Annotated in this window: 23 protein-coding genes; 5 read left to right on the top strand and 18 right to left on the bottom strand. The window is 68.4% G+C overall.

Features of this window, described 5'->3' with window-relative positions; translation table 11 throughout:
- Positions 1–37: 37 nt before the first annotated feature.
- From nuoF to ABZ348_RS28305, 6 genes are all read right to left on the bottom strand, one after another.
- Positions 38–1,414, bottom strand: a complete 1,377-nt coding sequence (gene nuoF, locus ABZ348_RS28280; RefSeq protein ID WP_358937732.1) for an NADH-quinone oxidoreductase subunit NuoF — start codon at positions 1,412–1,414, stop codon at positions 38–40.
- The gene (gene nuoE, locus ABZ348_RS28285; protein ID WP_358937734.1) at positions 1,414–2,310 is read right to left on the bottom strand and encodes an NADH-quinone oxidoreductase subunit NuoE; all 897 of its coding nucleotides are present in this window, start codon (positions 2,308–2,310) and stop codon (positions 1,414–1,416) included. The genes nuoF and nuoE overlap by 1 nt, the downstream gene beginning before the upstream one ends.
- Positions 2,307–3,629: an NADH-quinone oxidoreductase subunit D gene (locus ABZ348_RS28290; protein ID WP_358937736.1), complete on the bottom strand. Its 1,323-nt coding sequence runs from the start codon at positions 3,627–3,629 to the stop codon at positions 2,307–2,309. Before ABZ348_RS28290 ends, nuoE begins: the two co-directional genes overlap by 4 nt.
- Positions 3,626–4,354, bottom strand: coding sequence for an NADH-quinone oxidoreductase subunit C (locus ABZ348_RS28295; RefSeq protein ID WP_358937738.1), 729 nt, complete (start codon positions 4,352–4,354; stop codon positions 3,626–3,628). Before ABZ348_RS28295 ends, ABZ348_RS28290 begins: the two co-directional genes overlap by 4 nt.
- An 88-nt stretch (positions 4,355–4,442) precedes the next feature.
- Positions 4,443–4,997 carry an NADH-quinone oxidoreductase subunit B family protein gene (locus ABZ348_RS28300; protein ID WP_351499170.1) on the bottom strand — a complete coding sequence of 185 codons (555 nt, stop codon included), beginning with the start codon at positions 4,995–4,997 and terminating at the stop codon, positions 4,443–4,445.
- 18 nt (positions 4,998–5,015) lie between these two features.
- Complete coding sequence (locus ABZ348_RS28305; protein WP_003956195.1) at positions 5,016–5,375, bottom strand: NADH-quinone oxidoreductase subunit A; 360 nt, start codon at positions 5,373–5,375, stop codon at positions 5,016–5,018.
- Between the two features lie 1,023 nt (positions 5,376–6,398).
- On the opposite strand from ABZ348_RS28305, the gene ABZ348_RS28310 reads away from it, so the two are divergent.
- Positions 6,399–7,235 (top strand): C40 family peptidase, encoded by an 837-nt coding sequence (locus ABZ348_RS28310; protein WP_358937740.1) that lies wholly within the window; start codon positions 6,399–6,401, stop codon positions 7,233–7,235.
- A 263-nt stretch (positions 7,236–7,498) separates the two neighbouring features.
- Here ABZ348_RS28310 and ABZ348_RS28315 read toward each other — a convergent pair whose 3' ends face one another.
- Complete coding sequence (locus ABZ348_RS28315; RefSeq protein ID WP_358937742.1) at positions 7,499–7,900, bottom strand: ATP-binding protein; 402 nt, start codon at positions 7,898–7,900, stop codon at positions 7,499–7,501.
- Positions 7,901–8,193: 293 nt separating this feature from the next.
- On the opposite strand from ABZ348_RS28315, the gene ABZ348_RS28320 reads away from it, so the two are divergent.
- Positions 8,194–9,045, top strand: coding sequence for a helix-turn-helix transcriptional regulator (locus ABZ348_RS28320; protein WP_358937744.1), 852 nt, complete (start codon positions 8,194–8,196; stop codon positions 9,043–9,045).
- A gap of 11 nt (positions 9,046–9,056) precedes the next feature.
- On the top strand, positions 9,057–9,251 hold the full coding sequence (locus ABZ348_RS28325; protein ID WP_358937746.1) for a DUF397 domain-containing protein: 195 nt from the start codon (positions 9,057–9,059) through the stop codon (positions 9,249–9,251).
- Between the two features lie 271 nt (positions 9,252–9,522).
- Here ABZ348_RS28325 and ABZ348_RS28330 read toward each other — a convergent pair whose 3' ends face one another.
- Complete coding sequence (locus tag ABZ348_RS28330; protein ID WP_358937748.1) at positions 9,523–9,843, bottom strand: hypothetical protein; 321 nt, start codon at positions 9,841–9,843, stop codon at positions 9,523–9,525.
- Positions 9,844–9,976: 133 nt separating this feature from the next.
- Positions 9,977–11,263, bottom strand: a complete 1,287-nt coding sequence (locus tag ABZ348_RS28335) for a geranylgeranyl reductase family protein (RefSeq protein ID WP_358937750.1) — start codon at positions 11,261–11,263, stop codon at positions 9,977–9,979.
- A 101-nt stretch (positions 11,264–11,364) separates the two neighbouring features.
- On the opposite strand from ABZ348_RS28335, the gene ABZ348_RS28340 reads away from it, so the two are divergent.
- On the top strand, positions 11,365–11,868 hold the full coding sequence (locus tag ABZ348_RS28340) for a GNAT family N-acetyltransferase (RefSeq protein ID WP_358937752.1): 504 nt from the start codon (positions 11,365–11,367) through the stop codon (positions 11,866–11,868).
- A gap of 158 nt (positions 11,869–12,026) precedes the next feature.
- Here the strand turns inward: ABZ348_RS28340 and ABZ348_RS28345 are convergent, their stop codons facing one another.
- The 5 genes from ABZ348_RS28345 to ABZ348_RS28365 form a co-directional block, all read right to left on the bottom strand.
- Positions 12,027–12,722 (bottom strand): demethylmenaquinone methyltransferase, encoded by a 696-nt coding sequence (locus ABZ348_RS28345; RefSeq protein WP_358937754.1) that lies wholly within the window; start codon positions 12,720–12,722, stop codon positions 12,027–12,029.
- 32 nt (positions 12,723–12,754) lie between these two features.
- Positions 12,755–13,345 carry a hypothetical protein gene (locus ABZ348_RS28350; RefSeq protein ID WP_358937756.1) on the bottom strand — a complete coding sequence of 197 codons (591 nt, stop codon included), beginning with the start codon at positions 13,343–13,345 and terminating at the stop codon, positions 12,755–12,757.
- Between the two features lie 36 nt (positions 13,346–13,381).
- Positions 13,382–14,581: a cyclic dehypoxanthinyl futalosine synthase gene (gene mqnC, locus ABZ348_RS28355; RefSeq protein ID WP_358937758.1), complete on the bottom strand. Its 1,200-nt coding sequence runs from the start codon at positions 14,579–14,581 to the stop codon at positions 13,382–13,384.
- 135 nt (positions 14,582–14,716) lie between these two features.
- Positions 14,717–16,438 (bottom strand): protein kinase, encoded by a 1,722-nt coding sequence (locus ABZ348_RS28360; protein ID WP_358937760.1) that lies wholly within the window; start codon positions 16,436–16,438, stop codon positions 14,717–14,719.
- Between the two features lie 189 nt (positions 16,439–16,627).
- A complete protein-coding gene (locus ABZ348_RS28365) occupies positions 16,628–17,503 on the bottom strand; it encodes a menaquinone biosynthesis protein (protein ID WP_358937762.1) in 876 nt (291 codons plus the stop codon).
- Positions 17,504–17,821: 318 nt separating this feature from the next.
- Between ABZ348_RS28365 and ABZ348_RS28370 the strand changes: the two genes are divergently transcribed.
- Positions 17,822–18,025: a cold-shock protein gene (locus ABZ348_RS28370; RefSeq protein ID WP_003967102.1), complete on the top strand. Its 204-nt coding sequence runs from the start codon at positions 17,822–17,824 to the stop codon at positions 18,023–18,025.
- A 138-nt stretch (positions 18,026–18,163) separates the two neighbouring features.
- Here the strand turns inward: ABZ348_RS28370 and ABZ348_RS28375 are convergent, their stop codons facing one another.
- The 4 genes from ABZ348_RS28375 to ABZ348_RS28390 all read right to left on the bottom strand — a co-directional run bounded on the left by ABZ348_RS28375 (position 18,164) and on the right by ABZ348_RS28390 (position 26,265).
- Positions 18,164–19,543: a M1 family metallopeptidase gene (locus ABZ348_RS28375; protein WP_358937764.1), complete on the bottom strand. Its 1,380-nt coding sequence runs from the start codon at positions 19,541–19,543 to the stop codon at positions 18,164–18,166.
- Positions 19,540–23,640 (bottom strand): Pls/PosA family non-ribosomal peptide synthetase, encoded by a 4,101-nt coding sequence (locus ABZ348_RS28380; protein ID WP_358937766.1) that lies wholly within the window; start codon positions 23,638–23,640, stop codon positions 19,540–19,542. The genes ABZ348_RS28375 and ABZ348_RS28380 overlap by 4 nt, the downstream gene beginning before the upstream one ends.
- 293 nt (positions 23,641–23,933) lie before the next feature.
- Positions 23,934–24,629 carry a TetR/AcrR family transcriptional regulator gene (locus ABZ348_RS28385; protein WP_358937768.1) on the bottom strand — a complete coding sequence of 232 codons (696 nt, stop codon included), beginning with the start codon at positions 24,627–24,629 and terminating at the stop codon, positions 23,934–23,936.
- 286 nt (positions 24,630–24,915) lie between these two features.
- On the bottom strand, positions 24,916–26,265 hold the full coding sequence (locus ABZ348_RS28390) for a dicarboxylate/amino acid:cation symporter (RefSeq protein WP_358937770.1): 1,350 nt from the start codon (positions 26,263–26,265) through the stop codon (positions 24,916–24,918).
- Between the last annotated feature and the right edge of the window lie 432 nt (positions 26,266–26,697).

A 26,697-nucleotide genomic window follows, 5' to 3' on the forward strand; every position in this document is an offset into this window, starting at 1 on the left:
GGTCGACCTGCGCCGGCACTCGGCGCGTGCGCCTCGGTCATGCGGACACCTCCAGGTGCTTGTCGGCCCACGCGGTGGTCTTCGCGGGGTCGAAGGGACAGCCGCGCCCGGTGATGTGCTGCTCGTACTCGTCGCGGAAGTACTGGAGCGACGAGAAGATCGGGGACGCGGCACCGTCGCCGAGCGCACAGAACGACTTGCCGTTGATGTTGTCGGCGATGTCATTGAGCTTGTCGAGGTCGGACATCAGGCCCTTGCCCGCCTCGATGTCACGCAGCAACTGGACCAGCCAGTAGGTCCCTTCGCGGCAGGGCGTGCACTTGCCGCAGGACTCGTGGGCGTAGAACTCGGTCCAGCGGGTGACGGCCCGCACCACGCAGGTCGTCTCGTCGAAGCACTGGAGCGCCTTGGTCCCGAGCATGGAACCGGCGGCGCCGACGCCCTCGTAGTCGAGCGGTACGTCGAGGTGCTCGTCGGTGAGGATCGGGGTGGAGGAGCCGCCGGGGGTCCAGAACTTCAACCGGTGCCCGGGGCGCATCCCGCCGCTCATGTCGAGCAGTTGGCGCAGGGTGATCCCGAGCGGGGCCTCGTACTGGCCGGGGCCGGCGACGTGGCCGCTGAGGGAGTAGAGCGTGAAGCCGGGGGACTTCTCGCTCCCCATCGATTTGAACCAGTCTTTTCCGCGTTGGAGGATCGCGGGAACCGAAGCGATCGATTCGACGTTGTTCACGACAGTGGGGCACGCGTACAGACCGGCGACCGCGGGGAAAGGGGGTCGCAGCCGGGGTTGTCCGCGACGGCCCTCCAGTGAGTCGAGCAGCGCGGTCTCTTCACCGCAGATGTACGCCCCGGCGCCGGCGTGCACGGTGAGTTCGAGGTCGAGTCCGCTGCCGAGGATGTTCTTGCCGAGGTATCCCGCTTCGTACGCCTCGCGCACTGCCTCGTGCAGTCGCCGCAGTACGGGGACGACCTCACCGCGCAGATAGATGAAGGCATGGTTCGAACGGATCGCGTAACAGGCGATCACCATCCCCTCGATGAGGGAATGCGGGTTGGCGAAGAGGAGCGGGATGTCCTTGCAGGTCCCGGGCTCCGATTCGTCGGCGTTGACAACTAGATAGTGAGGCTTGCCGTCCCCTTGCGGGATGAACTGCCACTTCATCCCGGTGGGGAAGCCGGCGCCGCCGCGTCCGCGCAGTCCGGAGTTCTTGACGTACGCGATGAGGTCGTCGGGCGGCATCGCGAGGGCCTTGCGCAGTCCCTCGTAGCCCTCGTGACGCCGATAGGTCTCCAGCGTCCAGGACTTGGGGTCGTCCCAGAAGGCGGAGAGCACGGGCGCGAGCAGCTTCTCGGGGCTCGTCTCGGCTCCGGCGCCGGGACGGGAGCTCCCGCCGTATTCGGGTGCCAACGTCATCACTCCCCCTCCTCGGTGACGGGTCCGGCCGGGTGGCTGGGATCGGAGTCCGAGGTCCTCTGGGGCGCGTCGTGGGAGCTGAGGTGCCGGGAGGCCGACCTCTGCTCATCGCTCGCGCCGTCCGTTTCGTGGTGGGTGCGCTCCTGCGCCTGCGGTCCGCCGCGCGGGGAGACCACCCGGGCCGGGATCGGCTCGCCCTTGGCCAGTCGGAGACCGATCAGCGAGGCGGGGCCGCCGCCGCCCGTCGCCTCCACGGCACCGGGCCGCTCGTCGGGGAAACCGGCGAGGATGCGCGAGGTCTCCTTGAAGGAGCACAGCGTCGCCCCGCGGGTCGGCTCCACCGGGCGCCCCGCGCGCAGGTCGTCGACCAGCTGCCGGGCGGAATCGGGCGTCTGGTTGTCGAAGAACTCCCAGTTGACCATCACCACGGGGGCGAAGTCGCAGGCCGCGTTGCACTCGATGTGCTCCAACGTGACCTTGCCGTCCTCGGTGGTCTCGTTGTTGCCCACGTCGAGGTGCTGCTTGAGGTCCTCGAAGATCGCGTCGCCGCCCATGACCGCGCACAGGGTGTTGGTGCAGACGCCCACCTGGTACTCACCGGAGGGCTTCCGCCGGTACATGCTGTAGAAGGTGGCGACCGCGGTGACCTCGGCGGTCGTCAGTTCCAGCACCTCGGCACAGAACCGCATACCGGTCCGGGAGACGAAGCCCTCCTCGGACTGGACGAGGTGCAGCAGGGGCAGCAGCGCCGAACGGGAGTCCGGATAGCGGGAGATGACCTCCTTCGCGTCCGCCTCCAACCGGGCGCGTACATCGGCCGGGTAGTCGGGTGCGGGGAGCTGGGGCATTCCCAGCTGCACCTCTTGGTTGGGTGACTGGGCCGGCTGGGTGCTCATCGGTCTACGCCTCCCATCACGGGGTCGATGGACGCGACGGCGACGATGACGTCAGCGACCTGGCCGCCCTCGCACATCGCCGCCATGGACTGAAGGTTGGTGAAGGACGGGTCGCGGAAGTGGACCCGGTAGGGGCGGGTGCCGCCGTCGGAGACGACATGCGCGCCGAGTTCGCCCTTGGGCGACTCCACGGCGACGTACGCCTGTCCCGGCGGGACCCTGAATCCCTCGGTCACCAGCTTGAAGTGGTGGATCAGGGCCTCCATGGAGGTGCCCATGATCTTCTTGATGTGGTCCAGGGAGTTGCCGAGACCGTCCGGGCCGAGCGCCAGCTGTGCGGGCCAGGCGATCTTCTTGTCGGCGACCATGACCGGTCCCGGCTCCAGCCGGGCGATGCACTGCTCGACGATCCGCAGCGACTGCCGCATCTCCTCCAGCCGGATCAGGAAGCGGCCGTAGGAGTCACAGGTGTCCGCCGTCGGCACGTCGAACTCGTAGTTCTCGTAGCCGCAGTACGGATCGGTCTTGCGGAGGTCGTGCGCGAGGCCGGCGGAGCGCAGGATCGGCCCGGTGGCACCGAGCGCCATGCACCCGGTGAGGTCGAGATAGCCGATGTCCTGCATGCGGGCCTTGAAGATGGGGTTGCCGGTGGCGAGCTTGTCGTACTCCGGCAGGTTCTTCTTCATGGTCTTCACGAAGTCGCGCAGTTGGTCGATCGTCCCGGGGGGCAGGTCCTGGGCGAGGCCACCGGGGCGGATGAACGCGTGGTTCATCCGAAGGCCCGTGATCAACTCAAAGATGTCCAGGATCAGTTCGCGGTCCCGGAATCCGTAGATCATGATCGTGGTGGCGCCCAGTTCCATACCGCCGGTGGCGATGCAGACCAGGTGGGACGAGAGCCGGTTGAGCTCCATCAGCAGGACACGGATGACGCTCGCCCGGTCCGGGATCTGGTCCTCGATGCCGAGCAGCTTCTCCACGGCCAGGCAGTACGCCGCCTCGTTGAAGAACGGCGTGAGGTAGTCCATGCGCGTGACGAAGGTGGTGCCCTGCGTCCAGGTCCGGTATTCGAGGTTCTTCTCGATGCCGGTGTGGAGGTAGCCGATGCCGCAGCGGGATTCGGTGACCGTCTCGCCGTCGATCTCCAGGATCAGCCGGAGCACTCCGTGGGTGGAGGGGTGCTGCGGGCCCATGTTGACGACGATGCGCTCGTCGTCCGCCTTGGCCGCGCTCTCGACGACCTCGTCCCAGTCACCGCCGGTGACCGTGTAGACGGTCCCTTCGGTGGTCTCGCGGGGAGATGCGTGCGACGTGCTCATGAGTACGACCTCCGCTGGTCAGGAGCCGGAATCTGAGCGCCCTTGTATTCGACGGCGATACCACCGAGCGGATAGTCCTTGCGCTGCGGGAAGCCCTGCCAGTCGTCCGGCATCATGATCCGGGTGAGGGCGGGGTGGCCGTCGAAGATCAGGCCGAAGAAGTCGTACGTCTCACGCTCGTGCCAGTCGTTGGTCGGATAGATCGAGACCAGTGACGGGACGTGCGGGTCGCTGTCCGGCGCCGAGACCTCCACGCGGATCAACCGGCCGTGGGTGAGCGACCGCAGGTGGTAAACGGCGTGCAGTTCCCGGCCCTTGTCGTCCGGGTAGTGCACACCGCTCACCCCCGTACAGAGCTCGAACCGCAGGGCTGGGTCGTCGCGCAGGGTACGGGCGACGACGAGCAGGTGCTCGCGCTCGATGTGGAAGGTCAACTCTCCACGGTCGACCACCGTCTTCGCGATGGCGTTCTCAGGAACGAGCCCCTGCTCCTCCAGCGCGCCTTCCAACTCGTCGGCCACTTCGTCGAAGTAGCCGCCGTAGGGACGGCTGGCCGGCCCCGGCAGGCGCACGGAGCGAACGAGACCGCCGTAGCCGGAGGTGTCGCCGCCGTTGTTGGCGCCGAACATGCCGCGTTGGACGCGGATCTCCTCGCCGTGGTCGCCGCGCTGGCCCGGAAGGTTCTGTTCGCTCAGTTCCTTCTCGGGGTTCGGCTGGTCGGTCATCGCTGTACCTCTTCGGTGGCTTCTTGGCCCGTGCGGCGCACGGGCGCCGCCTGCGCGAGGTGCGGCACCGGGGCCGCAGTGACGCGGCTCATCGGAGCAGCCCCTTCATCTCGATCAGAGGAAGCGCCTTGAGGGCCGCCTCCTCCGCCTCGCGGGCGGCTTCCTCCGCGTTGACCCCGAGCTTGGTGGACTGGATCTTCTGATGGAGTTTCAGAATCGCGTCCATCAACATCTCGGGGCGGGGCGGGCAACCGGGCAGATAGATGTCGACCGGGACGATGTGGTCGACTCCCTGCACGATCGCGTAGTTGTTGAACATGCCGCCCGACGATGCGCAAACACCCATGGAGATAACCCACTTGGGGTTGGGCATCTGGTCGTAGACCTGCCGCAGGACGGGGGCCATCTTCTGGCTGACCCGGCCTGCCACGATCATCAGATCGGCCTGTCGCGGCGAGCCGCGGAAGACCTCCATGCCGAACCGGGCGAGGTCGTAGCGGCCCGCGCCCGTCGTCATCATCTCGATGGCGCAGCAGGCCAGTCCGAACGTCGCCGGGAAGACGGATGCCTTGCGCACCCAGCCCGCGGCCTGCTCGACGGTGGTCAGCAGAAATCCGCTCGGCAGCTTCTCTTCGAGTCCCATTTGGTGCCTCTCAGCCCCTCAGTCCCATTCCAGGCCGCCGCGCCGCCACACATACGCATAGGCGACGAAGACGGTGAGCACGAAGAGCAGCATCTCCACGAGCCCGAAAAGCCCCAGGGCGTCGAAGCTGACCGCCCAGGGGTAGAGGAAGACGATCTCGATATCGAAGACGATGAACAGCATCGCCGTCAGGTAGTACTTGATGGGAAAGCGACCACCACCGGCCGGCGTAGGGGTCGGCTCGATGCCGCACTCATACGCTTCTAGCTTTGCCCGGTTGTACCTTTTGGGGCCGATTAGCGTGGCCATGACCACGGAGAAGATCGCAAACCCTGCCCCGAGGGCGCCGAGTACAAGGATGGGCGCGTAAGCATTCACCCTCCTCGCTCCTTCCAGTCGTCCTTGACCGTTGGACCGCACCGGGCGTCTTATTCGAGCCGCCTCGAAGATCGTGTTCATGTGAGGCAGTTCACAAGCCCGACTGCCCCGCATCCTATGCCCGCCGGTCTGTGATCTGCGACACGGGGTCGGTAACCGCTCTTGTGATCTCCACCACCTGGCGAAGGAGCATCAAGCCGGATGAGAGGTGATCTTCATACGTGAAGCGCGCGAGTGGTTACCAGAAGTGACAACCACATGCGTTATGGCTGGTGAAAGGGGGTCCGCACTATCAAGGCAAGGCATACCTAAGCAAATTCGCAACGGTCGCCGAGGGGTGATAGGGCCAACGCATCCCCCCTCCGGAGGGGCCTCCCGGGCCGATGCGGGCGAGGGGGCGGAGGGGGTCGAGCGCGTGCACGGGTTCACGATCTTGCGCGCCCGGCGCACACCCTCGGCGAGTACGGTGGTGACTGCCGGTGTGCGGGTGGTGACCCAGGCGCCAACGGAACGCCCCCTTATAGAAGGGACCCCGCTCGCATCGACCCATGACCCCTTGGTTACTCTGTGAGTCGAGTGGCATTCCCAGGGTCACCGCCGGGAGTTACCTCCGGCGCCGTCACAGGAATTCGATTCCCAGCCATGGAGATCGCCGAGGTCGCTCCCCGACGTTCATTCGAAGATCGTCGAGCCTTTCCCGCTCGAACGCGAACTCATGGAGCGCTGGATCTGACGATCCGTCACCGTCACCGCGATGGCGTCAATCATTCTGTGACCTGCGTCACACGCATGAATCGTTAGGAAAACCGGGCTTGGCCATCGGTCTTAACCAATGGTAAGCGAAGGGCAATTCGGACCTTTTCCCAAAAGTGCATGATCACAGCCCTGAACACCCGTGTCCGTATTGCCCGTTACGGCGTCAATAAACGTCGCCATCGAGCGGACGAGGGGATTCCGCTCGCAACTGTGGCGCAAGACACGTTTCTTGATGGGAACCGTAGGTGGCTGGTAGCGGTTGTTCCTATGCCCCACACCGCTCACATACCCAGCCACCGGAAGCCCCGCCGTCGTAGCGCCTCCACGATGGCGCTCCGTGCCGGAGTTGCCGGTGGCGTCCTCAGCACCATCGCAGTGGCCGGCGCCGCTGGACCGGCGAACGCCGAGCCGGTGACCGAGACCATCGAGATGCCCACGATCAATCCCGCGGGCCTCGCCAAGACGTTCGAGCAGACCGCTCAGGCACAGCAGCAGGTCGCTTTCGACCTGGAGCTCCAGGTCCAGGAGAACGCTGCCGCCACCAAGGCCCAGAAGGACGCCAAGAAGGCGAAGGCCGAGGCGATCCGCAAGGCAGAGGCCGAGAAGGCCGAGGAGAAGAAGCGGGCCGAGGCGCAGGAGCGCGCCTCCCGGACCGCAGAGCGCACCCAGCTCTCCTCCGTGGGCTCGAAGTCCTCCTCCGGGGCCAAGTCTTCGGCCCAGTCCTCCAACCAGTCCTCCCAGCAGGCGAGTGGCTCCGTGGCCACGGTCATCGCCTTCCTCAGGGCCCAGGTCGGCGACGCCTATGTGATGGGTGCGACGGGCCCCAACTCATGGGACTGCTCCAGCCTGGTCCGCGCGGCCTTCCGCCAGGTGAACATCGAGCTCCCGCGCGTCTCGCAGGACCAGTCGACCGCGGGCAGGCAGGTCGGCACCAGCAACCTCAAGGTCGGAGACATCCTGTACTGGGGTGCCGCGGGCAGCGCGTACCACACGGGTGTCTACATCGGCGACGGTAAGTACCTGGACGCGGCCAACCCCAGCAAGGGCGTGGTCATCCAGGACCTTTCGGGCTACCCCGCGACGGGCGCGGTGCGCGTGCTCTGATTCACAAGTACCGGTGAGTTGGCCGATGGGGTCGACGGGCGAGGGCCCCGTCGACCCCATCGGCATGTGTGCTCACCGCTCCGCGAACTCCAACGCGTCGGGTTCCAACTCGTAGGGGACCGGCCCGGGGACGACGGCGGGCACGCACCGAGGGCACGCATATCGGTCGGACTCTCCGCGGATCGTTGCGGCGGTGAGCCCCCGACAGCTCATGCACGCTGCGGTGAGCAATGTCGGTACGGGCGCACTTGGGGCATCGGCCCTCATCCTGGCCCCTCGCGGGCGAGCAGTTTGAACCAGACCGACTTCCCTCTCGGGCGTGCACCGCCGAAGAAGGTCACGCCCCAGGCGTCGGCGCACGCCTCGACGAGCGCGAGACCACGGCCGCACTCGCCTTCGTCGCCCGGACAACCCGCTTCGGGGGCCGGGGGCAGCGGCTCAGGATGGTTGTCCCGCACCCGAACTACCACGAACTCCACGGCGATGAGCGCCTGTACGCGGATGGTGGGCGTGCTTGTGTGTCGATGCGCGTTGGTGACCAGCTCCGAGAGACAGAGCATCGCGTCATCGGCGAGTTGGGGATGGGGACTTCCGCGCAGGACCGCGGCGAGCCAGTGCCGAGCCGCTCTGGCGGCCGTGCGGGTGTTCGGGACCGCTAGGCGCAATCTGCGCGAACCGGATGAAAGACGGTCGGCAGGTGATCGTAAGACTGTTGAGGGTTGCATGGGCATCTCCCGAATGAGGGATGGGATCCGCGCTTCGCGCCACCGTGGCCCGGCCGCTCATGGCTCGTGCACCCCTGCACAAGGGCACACACCAGCGGCTGCACTTCGGCAAGTTCCTGCGCTGCACGCGGTGCTGTGAGAACCATAGGGCATTCGGGATCACTATTACTACTCTCTGTGTAGCAATGTTGACGGAGTTGGACCCGTCAGTCCCATCCGGGCAGACTGTCGACATGCCACCTCGGACCGTCATCACTGCGCGACAGCGACGCCTCGGTGCTGAACTTCGACGACTCAGAGAGGCCGCAGGCCACAACTCCCGTGAGGCAGCGTCACTTCTCGGTATCGACCACACCAAGATCAGCCAGATGGAGACCGCCCGCTTCGGAGTCAGCAATGAACGCGTCCGTACCCTCGCGTGCGCGTACGGATGTGACGATCAGAATTACATCGACGCGCTCGCGAAGATCGCTGAAGATCGAACTCGGGGATGGTGGAGCGAGTACAGAGAGAAGCTCCCAGCCGATTTTCTAGACATCGCGGAACTCGAACATCACTGCCAAGGCTTGCGCACGTATCAAATCGCACACATCCCTGGGCTCTTGCAGACCGAGGATCACATCAAGTCAATCTTCTCTGAAACAAACCCGCCGCTGACGGGGTTCGAACTAGACAGGCGGATCAACCATCGAGTGCGACGGCAACTCATCCTGAAGGGGGATTCGCCTCCGCGGTATGAAGCAGTCATTCACGAAGCCGCTCTGCGCATGCAGTTCGGAGGGAGGAAGGTTGCCCGCGCCCAACTTGAACACCTGCTAGCAATGGGCTCTCATGAACACGTGACGATCCAGGTCATCCCATTCGATGCGGGTGGCTTCGCTGGTTCAGGACAATCGATCTTCTACGCTCAAGGCGATGTTCCGGAACTTGACACTGTGCAGCTGGATGCCACCCACGGGGTCATCTTCCTTGATTCACCAGCCCAGTTGAAGAACTATCGAAGTTTGCTGGATCGAATGAACGCGAAGGCACTTCCGGCACGTGAATCCTCAGATTTCATCTATCAAATCGTGGAACAACTCTGAGAGGCCAAACGATGTCAGAGAATCATTGGCAGCAGTCATCCTTCTGCCAGGCAGGAAACTCATGTGTCGGGGTCATGCGAGATGGTGACGCGATACTGCTGCGCGAAAGTGAGTACCCCGAATCAATAGTCACGACCACACAGGAGAAGATGCGAGACTTCATCCTCGGAGTGAAGAACGGGGATTTCGACCATCTGGTCGACTAGCCGATCTATCGTTGATGGCACCCCTGCCAGCGGAGATTCGCGACTATTCGCCTCGGGCCGGGAAGAACCCCTGACCAGCCCGCGCAAAGGGTGTCGCGGTAAAGGCACCCGTGTGGGTCGCTATTCCCTTCGGCGGGCGGGGGTCAATGGCCCGGAAGTCCTCTGGCTGTTCACCGAGGCACTCGTACGCAATGGTGATCCCGCACTTCCGGGCAGGGCTTCGGTATGGGGGCGTGGTCGTCATGATCAGGAATGCGGAATTGCCCCTGCTTCAGACAACACTGCGGCACCAGCCGTCCGGATTGGTCTCGAACCTCGTGAGGTCCATGTCGTCTAGCAGGGCTTCGTGGGTGCGGCCTGTCATCTGGGCCTCCTTCTCGATCTGGACCGCGGCCCAGCCCGTGAGGCTCATGACGAGCACCCGTAGCCCGTCCGTTCCGTACCGTTCCAGCACCTCGTCCGCCGTGCCCAGCGCCTCTTCGCCGATGCGTTCTTCCGGATAGACGCCGACGACCTTGCGCAGCAGGCCGATCGATATTTGGGAGATGTCCGGGGCGATCCGCCCCAACCGTCGGTCCTCGTCCTCGTCCACGTACTCCACGCTAAGGGCAGCAACTGCGGTGGAACCAGACGGACGACCTGCCCGATTTCACGCGTACGCACCGACACGACGCCCGCCCGTCGCGGAGGTGGTCCACGACGGGCGAGCGGTGTGCGTCGAGCGGCTATGCCTTCGGGGCCACCTTGGAGAGGCCGTTGATGATGCGGTCCATGGCGTCCCCGCCGGTCGGGTCGGTCAGGTTGGCCAGCATCTTCAGCGTGAAGCGCATCAGCACCGGGTGCGTCAGACCGCGCTGGGTGGCGATCTTCATGACCTGCGGGTTGCCGATCAGCTTCACGAACGCGCGACCCAGCGTGTAGTAGCCGCCGTACGTGTCCTTGAGGACCTTCGGGTAGCGCTGGAGGGCGAGTTCGCGATGGGCGGGGGTGGCTCGGGCGTGGGCCTGGACGATCACGTCGGCCGCGATCTGGGCGGACTCCATGGCGTAGGCGATGCCTTCGCCGTTGAAGGGGTTGACCAGACCGCCCGCGTCACCGATGAGCAGCAGCCCGCGGGTGTAGTGGGGCTGCCGGTTGAAGGCCATCGGCAGCGCGGCACCGCGGATCGGACCCGTCATGTTCTCGTCGGTGTAGCCCCACTCCTCGGGCATGGAGGCGCACCACGCCTTGAGGACCTCGCGCCAGTCCAGTTCCTTGAAGGAAGCCGAGGTGTTGAGGACGCCGAGGCCGACGTTGGAGGTGCCGTCGCCCATGCCGAAGATCCAGCCGTAGCCGGGCAGCAGCCGGTCCTCGCCCGGGCCGCGCCGGTCCCACAGCTCCAGCCAGGACTCCAGGTAGTCGTCGTCGTGGCGCGGCGAGGTGAAGTACGTGCGTACGGCGACGCCCATCGGGCGGTCCTCACGGCGGTGCAGGCCCATCGCGAGGGAGATCCGGGAGGAGTTGCCGTCGGCTGCGACCACGAGCGGAGCGTGGAAGGTGACCGGGGTCTTCTCCTCGCCGAGCTTGGCCTCCACCCCGGTGATCTTGCCCGTACGGTCGTCGATGATCGGTGCGCCCACGTTGCAGCGCTCGTACAGCCTGGCGCCGGCCTTCTGCGCCTGGCGGGCGAGCTGCTCGTCGAAGTCATCGCGCTTGCGGACCAGTCCATAGTCCGGATACGAGGCGAGTTCCGGCCAATCGAGCTGGAGACGAACTCCGCCGCCGATGATCCGCAGGCCCTTGTTCCGCAGCCAACCGGCCTCTTCGGAGACGTCGATGCCCATGGCCACCAACTGCTTGGTGGCGCGCGGGGTGAGTCCGTCGCCGCAGACCTTCTCCCGGGGGAAGGCCGTCTTTTCCAGCAGCAGGACGTCCAGTCCGGCCTTGGCGAGGTAGTAAGCGGCGGTGGAGCCGGCCGGGCCAGCCCCGACGACGATCACATCTGCGCTGTGTTCGGAGAGGGGCTCAGTCACGGCTGGTTCTCCCGTACGACTCAATATTCGCGTGCCTAAAAAGCACAGGACATGTGCAGTCTATGGGTGTGTGCCGTTCCCTCGACTGAAGGGCTCCCCCTATGAGCAGGCTTCTCCCCGCCGTCAGGCTGCGTGTGCCCACCGATGAGGACGCGTACGCCTGGCATCGTGTGTTCGCCGACCCGGAAGTCATGGAGTTCCACGGTGGTCGGGACGAACTGTCGGCCTACCAGGAGCTCACCGCGCGGCAGCGCCGGCATGACGCCGAGCGCGGATTCTGCCTGTGGACGGTGCTGGACGAGGACGGCGACGTGATCGGCTTCACCGGCGCCCAGCCGTGGCCGTACGCCGACTTCGGGCCGGCCGGCGAGATCGAGATCGGCTGGCGGCTGGCGCGGCCGGCATGGGGCAAGGGGTATGCGACCGCTGCGGCGCACACCACGTTGGAGCGGGTACGGGCGGCCGGCGTCCCCCGGGTGGTGGCCATGGTGGACGCCCGCAATGAGCGGTCGATAGCCGTGACCAGACGGCTCGGGATGGACCTGGGCGAGACCTACCGGACGCCGTCCCAGCGCGAGGCGCACTGCTTCCGGCTTGATCTGTAGGCACCGCGCGACCGGAGGGACGGTGTGCGGACCGTCCGGACCGATGGAACGAAGACCAGCGACCCGCTCGGCGGGTCGGCCTGTGCCCCGCGGGGCACAGGCTCCGCACAGCCGGCGCCCTAACGAACCGTACGCCCGCCACTCGGGCCCGATGCCGTTCAGGCGGGCTTGAACCCCCGGTGCAGCGCCACGACACCGCCCGACAGATTGCGCCACGCCACCTTCCCCCAGCCCGCGTCCTGCAACATGCGCGCCAACTCGGGTTGCTCGGGCCAGGACTGGATGGACTCAGCGAGATAGACATAGGCGTCGGGGTTGGAGGAGACCGCCCGCGCCACCGGGGGCAGCGCCCGCATCAGGTACTCCTCGTACACCGTCCTGAACGGCGCCCAGGTCGCGTGGGAGAACTCGCAGATCACGATCCGGCCGCCCGGCTTGGTGACCCGGAGCATCTCGCGCAGCGCCGCTGAGGTGTCGGCGATGTTCCGCAGTCCGAAGGAGATGGTGACCGCGTCGAAGACGTCGTCACGGAACGGGAGCTTTGTCCCGTCGCCCGCGGTCAGCGGCAACCAGGGGTGGCGCTTCTTTCCCTCACGCAACATGCCCTGGGAGAAGTCGCACGGCACCACATAGGCGCCGGCCTCGACGAACGGCAGCGAGGAAGTGCCGGTGCCTGCGGCCAGATCGAGGACCTTCTGTCCCGGGCGGGCGTCCACGGCCCGGGCGACCTGCTTGCGCCAGCGCCGGTCCTGGCCGAACGACAGGACATCGTTGGTGACGTCGTAGTTCGCCGCCACGGCGTCGAACATGGAGGCGACTTCGTGCGGCTGCTTGTCCAGGGATGCTCGGTTCACGCTCCCCATTCAAGCAGGGCGGCCCCGTACGGCTACGCCCGGCGGTAGAGCAGTCGGCCGCCGAGGACGGTGGCGACGCACCGGGGTGTGTCCGCCGGGGTGAGCACCTTGCCGGTGACGCCGAAGACGGCGAAGTCGGCCGGGGCGCCGAGTGCCAGTTCGCCGTCGTACACCAACTCCGGGGCAGGGGAGCCCGACGGCCCCGGCTCCCGGACCCGCAGCCCCGAACGGGTCACGGCGGTACGGACCGAAGGTCGTTCGAAGGGGCCGGTCACGGCCGTGGTGCCGCGGGACAGCAGCCGTTGGAGGCCGCGCCGCGCACTGTGGCCCCACCGTGTGTCGTCCATGCCCAGCGCGATCAGATCGTCGCCGGTGAGCGGTTCGGTGCCGAGTTCGCCCGCCTCGCGCGGATCGGGGTGGTACGCGGATTCCAACAGCGCGGCGGCGGCCGGTTCCAGCAGCCCGGGGGTCAGCAGGCCCTGCCAGCGTCGGACCCGGGCCCGGAGATGGGTGACGGTGAGCCCCTCGGGCGAGCCGATCGCCACGATCCGGCCGCCGTCGACGAGTACGGCTTGGTGACCGGGATGGCCGAGGACCGCATCGGCGGTGTGGATCGTCAGCACGGGGCGTCCGCCGCGCGGGTCGTCAGCACGTCGTGATCAGTTGGCGTTCAGGAGCTTGAGCTCCGGGTGGGCGGTGCCGCCCTCGATGGCGGTCGAGGAGATGTGCGAGACCACGCGCTCGTCGACGGGGTCGTTCGCCGGGTCGTCGTGGACCACGAGGTGCTCGTACGTGGTGGCGCGCTGCGCCGGGACCCGTCCGGACTTGCGGATCAGGTCGATGATCTCCTGGCGGTTGGAGCGGTGCTTGGCACCGGCCGAGGAGACGACGTTCTCCTCCAGCATGATCGAACCGAGGTCGTCGGCGCCGTAGTGCAGCGACAGTTGGCCGACCTCCTTGCCCGTGGTCAGCCAGGAGCCCTGGATGTGGGCGACGTTGTCGAAGAAGAGCCGCGCGATGGCGATCATCCGCAGGTACTCGAAGAGCGTCGCCTGGGTCTGCCCCTTGAGACGGTTGTTCTCGGGCTGGTACGTGTACGGGATGAAGGCGCGGAAGCCGCCCGTGCGGTCCTGCGTCTCACGGATCATCCGCAGGTGCTCGATGCGCTCGGCGTTGGTCTCGCCGGTGCCCATCAGCATCGTGGACGTCGACTCCACGCCCAGTCGGTGCGCGGTCTCCATGATCTCCAGCCAGCGTTCGCCGGACTCCTTGAGCGGGGCGATGGCCTTGCGCGGGCGGGCGGGCAGCAGTTCGGCGCCGGCGCCGGCGAAGGAGTCCAGACCTGCGGTGTGGATGCGCTGGATGGCCTCTTCGACCGAGACCCCGGAGATCTTCGCCATGTGCTCGACCTCGGACGCACCGAGCGAGTGGATCACCAACTGGGGAAAGGCCGACTTGATCGCCGAGAAGTGCTTCTCGTAGTACTCCACGCCGAAGTCGGGGTGGTGCCCGCCCTGGAACATGATCTGGGTGCCACCGAGCTCGACGGTCTCCGCGCAGCGCCGCAGGATGTCGTCGAGGTCGCGGGTCCAGCCCTTCGCGGTGTCCTTGGGTGCGGCGTAGAAGGCACAGAACTTGCAGGCGGTGACACAGACGTTGGTGTAGTTGATGTTGCGCTCGATGATGTACGTCGCGATGTGCTCGGTGCCCGCGTAGCGGCGGCGGCGCACGGCGTCCGCGGCGCTGCCCAGCGCGTGCAGCGGGGCGGAGCGGTAGAGGTCGAGCGCCTCTTCGGGGGTGATTCGCCCGCCCTCGGCAGCGCGGTCCAGCACGGACTGAAGGTCGGCCTTCTCGGTCACCGGGTGTCACCTTTCGGTGGTTCTCCAAAGCCTCGTGGCAAGGCTTCGTCGGACGGGCTGCGGGCCGGTCCAGCCTACGTCAGGGCCCGGGTCGGACCGTGGGCCGGTCGACGGCAAGCCCCGAGGCAGGGCAGATCAGCCCGTGGAGCGGGTGAGGGTGGCGCGCGGGTTGCCGGCGCGGGGTTCGTCGGAGGTGTAGCGGATCGTGTCGCCCTCCCGTTTCAGCGTCACCGTGTGGGCGCCGGGGGTGCACTTGTTGCCCGCCTGGCCGTTCGAGGTGCCGTCGGTGACCAGTTCGGTGGCAGCCGCCCGGCGCAGGACGAGGTTGTCGGTGCAGGTGAGGTTGCCGAGGGCGTCGTACTGGGCGGCGGTCCCTATTGCGGCGCCCTGCTTGCCCTGGTGGAGGACGAGGGTGAAGGTGCCGGCCTTGAGGTCGGTGCCCGCCAGGCTGATGGTGAACGGTCCCTTCCAGGTGCCGATGAACGCCTGCGGTACGGCGTGGCCCCCGGCACCTGGTGTGGCCGGGGGCGGGCTGCTCGCCCGGGAGGGGGCGGCACCGACGTCCGAGTGGTTGTTCTCACCCTTGTCGGAGCCCTCCGAGCCGGGCCAGAGGTCGGCGAGGAAGCCGACGCCCAGGGTGATGCCGGCCAGTGCGGCGGCCAGGGTGAGGGTCAGGGTGCAGCTGATCTTGCGTCGGGGCCGGTCGGATGGGGAACCGTCGGGCGCCGGGGTGGCGGCTACGGCCGGTGACGCCTGTGGGGCGGGGCCGAACGCAGGAGGGAAGGGGGGTGCGGGTTCGATCGGCGGGCCGAAGCCCGTCGTTGCCACCACGCCCGCGGGGGCTCCTCCCGGCTGGCGCGGATCGACGGCCCGTCCTTCGGCCGCCTCGGCTCCGCGCACGGACGGGCTGCTGAACGCCACCGGCCCGGACGGCGATCCGGCCGGGCCGGGTGCCGGTTCGGCGGGTTCGAGACCCAACAGTTCCACCGCGGCCCGGCTCACCTGCTCCACCAGGGCGCCCGGTAGCCAGCCACCGGCGATCAGCGCGGCGGCCCCGCCCGGGGCCAGTTGCCGGGCGATCTCCTCGGGCGATGGACGGGCGGTCGGGTCCTTGGTGAGGCAGCGGGCGACCAGTTCCCTCAGCCGGCCGTCGAGACCGTCGAGTTCGGGCTCCTCGTGCACCACCTTGTACAGGAGGGTGGCGGAGGAGTCACCGCTGAACGGGGCCGAGCCCGTCGCCGCGTACGCGAGGACCGCGCCCAGCGAGAACACGTCGGCCGCGCCCGTGATGCCCTTGCCGAGGATCTGCTCGGGCGACATATAGCCGGGCGAGCCGACGGAGACCCCGGTGGAGGTGAGCGAAGCGGTGCCGTCGGTGACCCGGGCGATCCCGAAGTCGATCAGCCGCGGCCCGTCCAGGGCGAGCAGCACATTGGACGGCTTCACATCGCGGTGCACCAACTCCAGGGCGTGTACGGCGGCGAGCGCCTCCGCGAGGCCGGCGCCCAGCGCACCGACGGCGGGGACGGGCAGCGGTCCGTGGTCGGTGACCGCCCGGGAGAGCGCCGGTCCGGCGACGTATCCGGTGGCGACCCAGGGCACGGGCGCCTCGGGGTCGGCGTCGAGTACGGGAGCGGTCCACTGGCCACCGACGCGTCGCGCCGATGCGACCTCACGGCGGAAGCGGGCGCGGAACTCCTCGTCGAGCGCGAAGTGGGGGTGGACGACCTTGACCGCGACCGTGCGGCCACCGGCGCTGCGCCCGAGGTAGACGCGGCCCATGCCGCCCGCGCCGAGCCGGCCCAGCAGCCGGTAGGGGCCGATGGTGTGTGGGTCCCCTGGATCGAGCGGCTGCATCTGTGAACTCCCCCGGTCGGCCGAACTGTCCGCTTCTGCCGCGTCTCAGGGTAGGGGGGTCGGGGGCGCGGTCCCAGGGGATCGTCCGGCGGTTCTGTGTGGGGAAGCGGTTGTCGGAACGCGAGGTGTTCCCGGCCGGCTCGAAGCTGCGGGGCCGCGGTGTTCAGTGAGGCAGCGGGGTAGGGGGCTTCAGCGGTTCAGCAGAGCGACCTCGACGTCCGGTGCGAAGCCGGTGGTCGATCCGATGCGGCGGGCGAACTCCCGTACGCCGGCCAGTTGCTCCGAGCCGAAGCGGAAATCGAGGGTCCGGAAGTACCGTTCCAGCAGTTCGGCGTCGAAGCTCTCCCAGCGGGCGGCCTGTTCCGAAACCTTGACCACCTCTTCGAGCGACAGGTCCCGCGAGGTGAGGAACGCCTGGTGCACCTCGTTGACGAGCGCTGGGTGACGCGCCAGGTACTCCTTGCGCACCGCCCACACGGCGAAGACGAAGGGCAGCCCGGTCCACGCCTTCCACATCGTGCCGAGGTCGTGGACGTCGAGCCCGAGCCGCGGCGCGTCGTGCAGCGAAGCACGCAGAGCGGCGTCGCCGATCAACACGGCCGCCTGTGCTTCTTGCATCATCAGGCCGAGATCGGGCGGGCAGGTGAAATAGTCCGGTTCCACCTTGAACTGTTCGGCGAGAAGGAGTTGTGCGAGTCGTACCGAAGTGCGCGATGTGGAGCCGAGGGCGACGGGCGCTTTGTGCAGGTTCTCCAAGGGGACCTGGGAGACGATCACACAGGACATCACCGGACCGTGGCATCCGACGGCCAGATCAGGAAATGCCACCAGCTGATCGGCATTGCGCAGAAACTCCACCAGAGTGATCGGGGCGATATCGAGTTCACCGGCCACCAGTCGCTCGCTGAGCTTCTCCGGGGAGTCCTTGGTCAACTCCAGGTCAAGAAGCGTTCCGGTACGCGCCAGCCCCCAGTAGAGGGGGAGACAGTTGAGGAACTGGATATGTCCGACCCGGGGCCGGCTGCGCGGGTGGTCGGTTGCTGGGGTTTCTCCGAGACTGTCCACAAGGTGAGGCTAGTCCGGCGGGCCCACTCCGGACACGCGGGGCGGCCCAGCGGGTCGCCCCGGGAACCGGCCCCCGGGGCCACAAGCCCCGGTTGAGCTGCGGTTCGTCAGCGTACGGGGGAGCTCGTCAAGCGTCCGAGTGAAGTGATCTTTACCTCTACCGCTGCCAACACAGTGCGTGCTAGGCTCGACGCAAGTTGCAGTTTGGTTTCCCTTGCAGTACAGAGCCTGCGGAGCATGTGACCCGCAGGCTTTTGTAGTTTTCAGACTTGTTTGCAGGTTCTGGAGCAGGGCAACCCTTTGGCCCAAGGAGGGCTTATGGCTACCGGAACCGTCAAGTGGTTCAACGCTGAAAAGGGCTTCGGCTTCATCGCCCAGGACGGCGGCGGCCCGGATGTCTTCGTCCACTACTCCGCGATCAACGCGTCTGGTTTCCGCTCGCTTGAGGAGAACCAGGTCGTGAACTTCGACGTCACCCAGGGTCCGAAGGGCCCGCAGGCGGAGAACGTCACCCCGGCCTAATTGGGTCCGGGTTGGCGATCGCGTAACCGACTTAAATAGCAGTACCCAAGGAGCTCCGTCCTTTTCAGGAACGGGGCTCCTGCCTTTCCCCAGGGCGCCCCGGACATGGCTTCGGGTCCATGACGGGGCAAGCCATTGTCAGGGCGGCCGATCGGGCAACTCCGGCAATTGCCTCTCGTACAACCACGCTCGGAAGAACCCCTCCAGCGGAGAGGGGGAACCGCGGTCCGCGAGGGCCAGGAACTGGGCGGTCGTCACCGAACCGTGGCGGTGCGTGGCCGTCCATTCGCGCAGGAGCGCGCCGAATGCCTCCAGCCCCAGCAGCGTGCGCAGGGCGTGCAGGGTGAGCGCCCCCCTCTCGTACACGCGCTCGTCGAAGAGCCGCTCCGGTCCGGGGTCGGCGATCACGATGTCCCGGGGCATCAGGGCCAGTCGCCCGTGCGCCCTGTCGGCGAGGACCGCCGCACCGGGGCCGCCCGACCACTCGGACCAGAGCCACTCCGCGTACTTCGCAAAGCCCTCGTGCAACCAGATGTGCCGCCAGTCGGCGACCGTGAGGCTGTTGCCGAACCACTGGTGCGCCAACTCATGGGCGATCAGCCGCTCGCTCCCGCGCCTGCCGTCGACGTGGTTCGCGCCGAAGATCGACAGCCCCTGGGCCTCAACCGGGACTTCCAGTTCGTCCGGGGTCACCACCACGGCGTACTCGTCGAAGGGGTAGGGCCCGAAAAAGTCCTGGAAGAGCTCCATCATCTGCGGCTGGCGGGCGAAGTCGTGCTCGAACCGGCCCCCGAGCAGCGACGGTGGCACGGCCGCCCGCTGGGGAACCGGACCCGAATCGTCCAGGGACACCAGTGCGTAGGGTCCGATCTGCACCGTCGCCAAGTACGCGGCCATGGGCGCCGGCTGGTCGTACACCCAGGTCGTGGTGGACGCACCGACCGAACGGGAGCGGAGCCGGCCGTTCGCAACGACCGCGTACGGGGTGGGTGCGGTGATCGCGATCCGGTAGCGCGCCTTGTCGGCGGGCCGGTCGTTGCACGGATACCAGGAGTGGGCTCCGTGGGGCTGCGAGGCGACCAGTGACCCTTCGGCCAACTGCTCCCAGCCCAGTTCGCCCCACTGTCGGCTACGGATCGGGCGGGGCACACCTGCGTACCGGACCTCCACGGTGAAGGGGGTGCCCACGGGGAGCGGGCGCGGCGGGCGGATGCGTAGTTTGTCCCCCCGATGGGTGTAGCGGGGCGGGCTGGCCCCGTCGAGGAGGACCTTGCTCACCCGGAACCGGCCGAGGTCGAGGACGATCTCGGCCAGCGGCTCCCGGGCGACGCCGCTGAGCACGGCCCGCGCGGTGATGCGACCGGTGTGCGGGACGCAGTTCAGGGCCAGGTCATAGGCCAGGGCGTGGAAGCGGCGGTCACCGTACTGGGGCAGGTAGTCGCCGTGCAGGGGCGCTTCGGCCTCCTCGGTGCCGGGGTCGGGGTCACGGCGCGACCAGAACGGACCGGCGCGGTTCATGGCGTGCTGCCCGGGTCCGGTACGGGCGGGCCACCCGGCCGGGACGGCAGGGCGGCGGGTGCTTCGTGACGTCTCCAGACGGCGATGGGGTTGCCCAGCCAGGCGCTGTCCCCCGGTACCCGTTCGCCGCTCATCACCAGCGACGCGGGGCCGATCACCGCCTGCTGCCCGATCACCGCCCCCGGCAGGACGATCGCGTGCGGACCGAGGGTCGTCCCCGCGCCGAGCGCAATGGTGTCCAGGCGCATGATCCGGTCGTGGAAGAGATGGGTCTGCACCACGCATCCGCGGTTGATGCTGGCGCCCGCTCCCACCCGGACCAGATCCGGCTCGGGCAGCCAGTACGACTCGCACCACACCCCGCGTCCCAGCCGTGCCCCCAGGCAGCGCAGCCACAGCGGCATCAGGGGGCTTCCCGGCACCGGTCCCACGAGCCAGGGCACGGCCAGGCTCTCCACAAAGGAGTCGGCCAACTCGTCGCGCCAGACGAAGGCGGACCACAGGGGGTGCCCACCGGGCTTGAACGCGCCCACCAACAGCCATTTCGCGGTGATGGCGAGCAGTGCGGCGACCGCTCCGCACAGGAGGAGCAGGAGTCCGCCGAAGAGCGCTGCGAGGGGGCCCAGTCGGACGGCGAGGGCACCGAAGGCGACGGCCCAGGCGAGGGCGAGTGCGGCCCCACAGATCAGCGGAACGATTCTGCAGAGCTCGACGGCCGCCCGCGCCCAGCGGAGCCGCCGCGGCGGGGCGAACGTACGGGTCTCGTCCCCCGCGGTCGAGGGCCTGGTCAGCTTCATCGGCGGCAGGCCGAGCCAGGAACTGCCAGCCTTGGCCCGCTTCGGCGCCGCCGACAACACGCCGACCAGACCGCGCTTGGGCACGCGACGGCCGGCAGCGGTCATCCCCGAGTTCCCGAGGAACGCCCGCTTGCCGATCCTCACAGCCGCGATCCGTAGCCGTCCGCCCCCCAACTCATAGGAGCCGATCATGGTGTCGTCGGCGAGGAACGCCCCGTCACCGACCGAGGTCATGGCCGGCACCGCCAGCACCGTGGACGCCTCCACACCGTGCCCCATCCGCATTCCGAGCCCCCGCAGCCACACCGGTGTCAGCAATGTGGCGTACAGCGGATGGAGATGGGTGCGGGCCATGTCCATCAACCGCTCGGTCACCCAGATCTGCCAGGCGATCCGACCGTGCAGGGCATGGCTACCCGCGCGCAGGCCGAGACTGAGCACGCGGACGCCCACGAGGGTCACCACGGCGTACGCGAGCACGGCGGTGACGGTGGCGAGCGGCACAGCGGCGAACGCTCCGGGAACATCGCCGGGCCCGTCCATCAGCGCCCTCACCACCAGCAGCCCGGCCGCGACGGCCACCGCGGGCAGCAGGGTGAGGGCCAGCGAGGCAAGGGCGTAGAGCGCGCTCCAGCAGCGCCGACGCACCGGGCGGGGCTGCCGGGTGCGCCGGACCCGGCCGGCACGCGTGGCGGGGGCGCCCGCCCAGCGTTCACCCGCGGGGACGGTCCCGGTCACCACCGCTCCGGGAGCGACCATCGCGCGCTTCCCGATCCTGGCCCCCGGAAAGAGGGTGGCGCGTGCCCCGACGACGGCATCGGCACCGATCCGCACCGGGCCGATCCGCAGGCGGTCGCCGTCGATCCAGTACCCCGACAGATCGACCTCGGGTTCGACCGCGCAGCCGCGACCGAGCCGAAGCCAGCCGGTCACGGGCGGCAGGGCATGGAGGTCGACATCGGGAGCGATCCGGGCGCCCAGGGCCCGTGCGTACACACTGAGCCAGGGGCCGGTGAGATGGACGGCACCGCTCATCTCGGCCAGTCGGTCGGCCGTCCACAGCCGCAGATGGGCCGGGCCGCCGCGCGGATGGGCGCCGGGGCGCAGCCCCCGCAGCAGCAACCGGGCCCCGCCCGCGGCGATGGCGATCCGTCCGGGCGGGCTGAGGAGCACCAGCCATCCGAGCGCGACCCACCACCACGAGATCGCCGGCCCCACACCGAGCAGCCGTCCCACGGCGACCGCGATGACGCCCCAGCGCAGGCCGGCCACCGTGAACAGCGGTACGAGCAGGGCCAGCTGCACCGCCTGGGCCCGGCGGGGAACGGCGCGTACCCCGTCGCGGCCCGGATGCTCCGGTGCGCTGACGTCCGGCGGCCCGAGGGTCAGGGCGAGGGCGCGCAGCCGGGGGTGGCGGTAGACGTCGGCGACCGAACCGGTGCCGTGGCGCTCACGGATGCGCGAGACCAGCTGTGCGGCGGCGAGGCTGCCCCCGCCGTGGGCGAAGAAGTCGGCCTCGGGGTCGGTGACGGGGGCGCCGAGCAGTTCGGACCACTGGGCGGCGAGCCATTCCTCGGCGGGGGTCAGCGGCTCGGGCGCCGCGGTGCCCGGCGCTGACGTCTCCACGGGCTGGTCGGCGGTGGTCAGGGGCCAGGGCAGGGCGTCCCGGTCCACCTTGCCCGAGGTGCGTACGGGCAACTCCGCCACCAGCGCGAGCAGGGGGACGAGCGGTGCGGGGAGCACGGTACGGAGGTGATCGAGGGCGGCGGTGCGATCGAACGGAAGGGCGCTGGGGGTCTTCGGCACCAGATAGCCGACCAGTAGGGGGTGTCCGGCGGCCGTGGTGCGCAGGGCGGCGGCAGCGGCGGACACCTCGGGCAGCGCTTGCAGTGCCGCGTCGATCTCGCCGAGTTCGATCCGTCGGCCGCCCACCTTGACCTGATCGTCCGCCCGCCCCAGAAACAGCAGGCCGCGCTCCTCAGCGCGCACCAGATCACCGCTGCGATAGGCCCGTGACCAGCCTAGTGCGGGCAGCGGTGCGTACTTCTCGGCGTTCTTCGCCGGATCCAGATAGCGGGCCAACCCCACCCCGCCGATGACGAGCTCACCGACCCCGCCCATCGGGACCGGGGCGCCCGACGGATCGACGACGGCCAGTTCCCAGCCGTCGAGCGGCAGGCCGATGCGTACCGGACCCTCACCCGTCAGCCGGGCGGCGCAGGCGATGACGGTGGTCTCCGTGGGGCCGTAGGTGTTCCAGACCTCACGGCCCGCCACGGCCATCCGCCGGGCGAGCTCGGGCGGGCACGCCTCACCGCCGAAGATCAGCAGTCGGACCTCGTCGAGCGCCTCCGCGGGCCAGAGGGCTGCGAGGGTGGGCACGGTGGAGACGACGGTGATCCGCCGCTGTGCCAACCACGCTCCGAGGTCCACGCCCGCGCGGACCAGGGAGCGCGGCGCGGGCACCAGACAGGCGCCGTGCCGCCAGGCCAGCCACATTTCCTCGCAGGAGGCGTCGAAGGCCACGGAGAGCCCGGCGAGCACCCGGTCGCCGGGGCCCAGCGGAGCCCTGCGCAGGAACAGCCGGGCCTCGGCGTCGACGAGGGCGGCGGCGCTGCGGTGGGTGACGGCGACGCCCTTGGGTCGGCCGGTGGACCCGGAGGTGAAGATGACCCATGCGTCGTCGTCGGTACGGGGCCGGTCCGCGTGCTCGTCGGGCCGGCTCGGGTCGGCCGGTCGATGCGCCTCCGGGTCCTTCGGCCGCCCCTCAGTCCGCGGTTCTTCGGTCGGGGGTCCGGCGGTCGGCGGTCGATCCGTCGGCAGTTCATCGGTCGGGGGTCTGGCGATCGTCGGCCAGGGCTCGATCGTCCGTCGTGCTCCGATCACCACACGCACCCGTGCCTCGGTGAACACCAGGGCGGCGCGCTCCGGCGGGTCGTCGGCGTCGACCGGCACATAGGCGGCGCCCGCCGCGAGCACTCCGAGGATCGAGACGTACAGGTCGGCCGTACCGGACGGGGCGCGGACACCGACCCGGTCGCCACGGCCGACACCGGAGGCGGCCAGCCGCCCGGCAAGTGCATGGATCTCCGTCCGCAGGGCCCGATAGGTCAACGGCGCCAATCCGTCATCGATGGCGAGCCCATCGGGGTGATGGCGGACGGTTTCGTCGAAGACGTCGATCAGGGTCCGGGGCGGGGTCGCGGGCCCCCCGCGGAAGACCGCGGGACGCTCGGTGGTGTCGGGTCCCGAGGTGCGGAGGGGGGCGGGGTCGACCGGGGTGTTCGGTGCGACGGTCATGCGCCGCACCGGACGGTGGTCGTCGACCGTGCGCGATCCGGCTCATACCGGGCGGTCCGGCACCGCTTCGGCTGCATGTCTCGCTCCCGTCCGTCGTCCTACGTGCGTCGTGGAGCGCACTGCTCCACCCACGACAGACGGGGAGTTTATTGACCTATGTCACCTTGTGCCCGTTATGGCGGTAGGAGAGAAGGGGGCATGGGATCGACTCTTCAGCCCCCGGAGAGGCACAGCCCCGCACCCCTCCTGCTCCACACCGAAGCGAAGCAGAAGCGATGACCGGCCCCGGGAGGTCAGGACCCGCCCACCGGAACGGCCGCCGGCCCCTGCGGGTCACGCGTCGACCAGCGCTCCCCCTCCAGCAGTTGCCCGAGCCCCACCCAGGCGAAGTTCATCAGCGTCGCCGACGCCTCCTTGACCGTGATGCTCCCGGTGTCGTTCATCCAACCGGCCAGCGACTCGGCCGCCCCGACCAGCGCCTGCGCCAGCGCGGCCATGTCCCGCTCGGCCAGTTCCGGTTCGGGCCTGGCCTCGCCCGCCTCGGTCGCCGCGGCCTGGATCAGTACGGCCACGAAGGCGACGATCTCATCGCGCATCGTGGCGACCTCCCGAGCGAAGGGCTCACCGTGGGTCCGCGCCTGCCGGTGCAGCACCGCCCAGCCGTCGGGGTTGTCGACGGTGTAGGCGAAGAACGCGGTGAGCCCCGCCCACAGCTGTCGATCGGCGGCCAGCCCCGGTTCGATCGCCGACTGCACTACGGCGAGCAGCGCCTGGGCCTCACGGCGGATGCAGGCGGTGAACAGTTGGTCCTTGGAGTTCAAGTACAGATAGACGAGCGGTTTGGAAACCCCCGCCAACTGGGCGATCTCATCCATCGAGGCCGCCCGGTAGCCGCGCCGCGCGAAGGTCTGCACCGCCGCGTTCATCATCTGTTCTTCCCGAACGGCCCGCGGCAGTCGCTTGCCTTTCACGCTCTCGACAGCGCTCATCGTGAGAACTCCCCTCCCCCTGCTCCCCGTACTGCGCGGCAAGCCTACGTGTCAGGGAGCTCACCAGAACACGCGAAGGCCCTCTTTACGGACGCGTACCGCTGACACGACAGAAAGAGGGCCATATCCCGACTCGACCCGAACGTATTTCTGCTCTTTCTGCATCTTTGTGGCCTGAGAATCACCGAAAAGGGAGCATCCGGACCTCAGAAGGCCCTGGTGCGGGCAGACGCGCGAAGCGCCCTGCCGCAGAGTGCGGCAGGGCGCTTCGCATGAGCAACGGAGGTCAGGCAGGGACCGGGACGGTCACCTTCCGCTTGGAGTCGGCGGTGGTGTCCTCGTCGATCGGCGACGCGGTGGCCGAGGTGTACGCGTCGTGGTCGAGGATCTTCTCGCGGGAGGCGACGATCACCGGCACCAGGGCCTGGCCCGCCACATTGGTCGCCGTACGGATCATGTCCAGGATCGGGTCGATCGCCAGCAGCAGGCCCACGCCCTCCAGGGGCAGCCCCAGCGTGGAGAGGGTCAGCGTGAGCATGACCGTCGCACCGGTCAGACCCGCCGTCGCGGCCGATCCGACGACCGACACGAACGCGATCAGCAGATAGTCCTGGATGCCGAGCTGCACGTCGAAGATCTGCGCAATGAAGATCGCCGCCAGTGCCGGGTAGATGGCGGCGCAACCGTCCATCTTGGTCGTGGCACCGAAGGGAACAGCGAACGAGGTGTACTCCTTCGGGACGCCGAGCCGCTCGGTGACCCGCTGGGTGACGGGCATCGTGCCCACCGAGGAACGGGAGACGAAGGCCAGCTGGATCGCGGGCCAGGCACCCCGGAAGAAGTGGACGGGGTTGACCTTGGCGACGGTGGCCAGCAGCAGCGGGTAGACGCCGAAGAGGACCAGGGCGCAGCCGATGTAGACATCGGCGGTGAAGGTCGCGTACTTGCTGATCAGGTTCCAGCCGTAGTCGGCGATGGCAAAGCCGATCAGACCGACGGTGCCCAGCGGTGCCAGGCGGATGACCCACCACAGGGCCTTCTGGAGCAGTTCCAGAACGGATTCGCTGAGGGTCAGGATCGGCTGGGCCTTCTCCCCGAGCGCCAGCGCGGCGATGCCGGCGACGGCGGACAGGAAGACGATCTGGAGGACGTTCAGCTCGGTGAAGGGCGTGATGACGTCCGTCGGGATGATTCCGGTGAGGAAGTCGATCCAGCTGCCCGTGTTCTCCGGCGCCTTGCCGTCCTTGGGCGTGAGGCCGGTGCCGGCTCCCGGGTTGGTGATCAGACCGATCGTGATGCCGATGGCGACCGCGATCAATGAGGTGATCATGAACCAGAGGAGGGTCTGACCGGCCAGCCGGGCGGCGTTGTTGACCTTCCGCAGATTGGTGATCGACACCAGGATCGCGAAGAAGACGAGCGGGGCGACGGCGAGCTTCAGCAGCCGGACGAAGATCCCGCCGATCTGCTCCAGGGTGTCCTTGAGCCAGCCGATGTCCTGGCCCCTGGCGAGCCAGCCGAGCAGGACGCCGAGCACCAGACCGGCGACGATCTGGGCCCAGAACGGGACCTTGGGTATGCGGAATCCGGAGCCCGAGGGCGTTCCGGGGGTGGTCGTGGCGGTGTTCGCGGACACGGACACACTCCTGTGGCAGGGGAGAAGAAGGTGGGGACGTACGAAGAGGGGTGCGGGGCGCCCGTGCGCGAGGGGGCGGGCTCCACCAGGATGCCGGGGTCAGACCGAGCGGCGACAGACCGCCGACATGCAGCGGCAGAGATCGACATGCAGGCGCGCCACGAGCGGGGGGCTCGCGGCATCGTTGAAGCGCACTGGTGTCGTCATGCCGAACACGTTAACACCGGAACTTTGAGTACCTCAAAGACGTTCTTTGGGATCTCTCCATGGCCCATGCACGCAAACTGATCGCCCAACTCCCCTGCGCGCCAGGGGAGATCGCGACACGACAGAGCCCCGGCGCGCACGACCGCGCACCGGGGCATGTGATGCATGACATAGGCGGATCCCGTGGAAAACACCCCTTCACAGGGCCGGGATCGGGGCTCGACG

Origin of the sequence: Streptomyces sp. NPDC005963 (genome assembly GCF_040638655.1) — a bacterium.
In the GTDB taxonomy this organism is placed as follows: Bacteria; Actinomycetota; Actinomycetes; order Streptomycetales; family Streptomycetaceae; genus Streptomyces.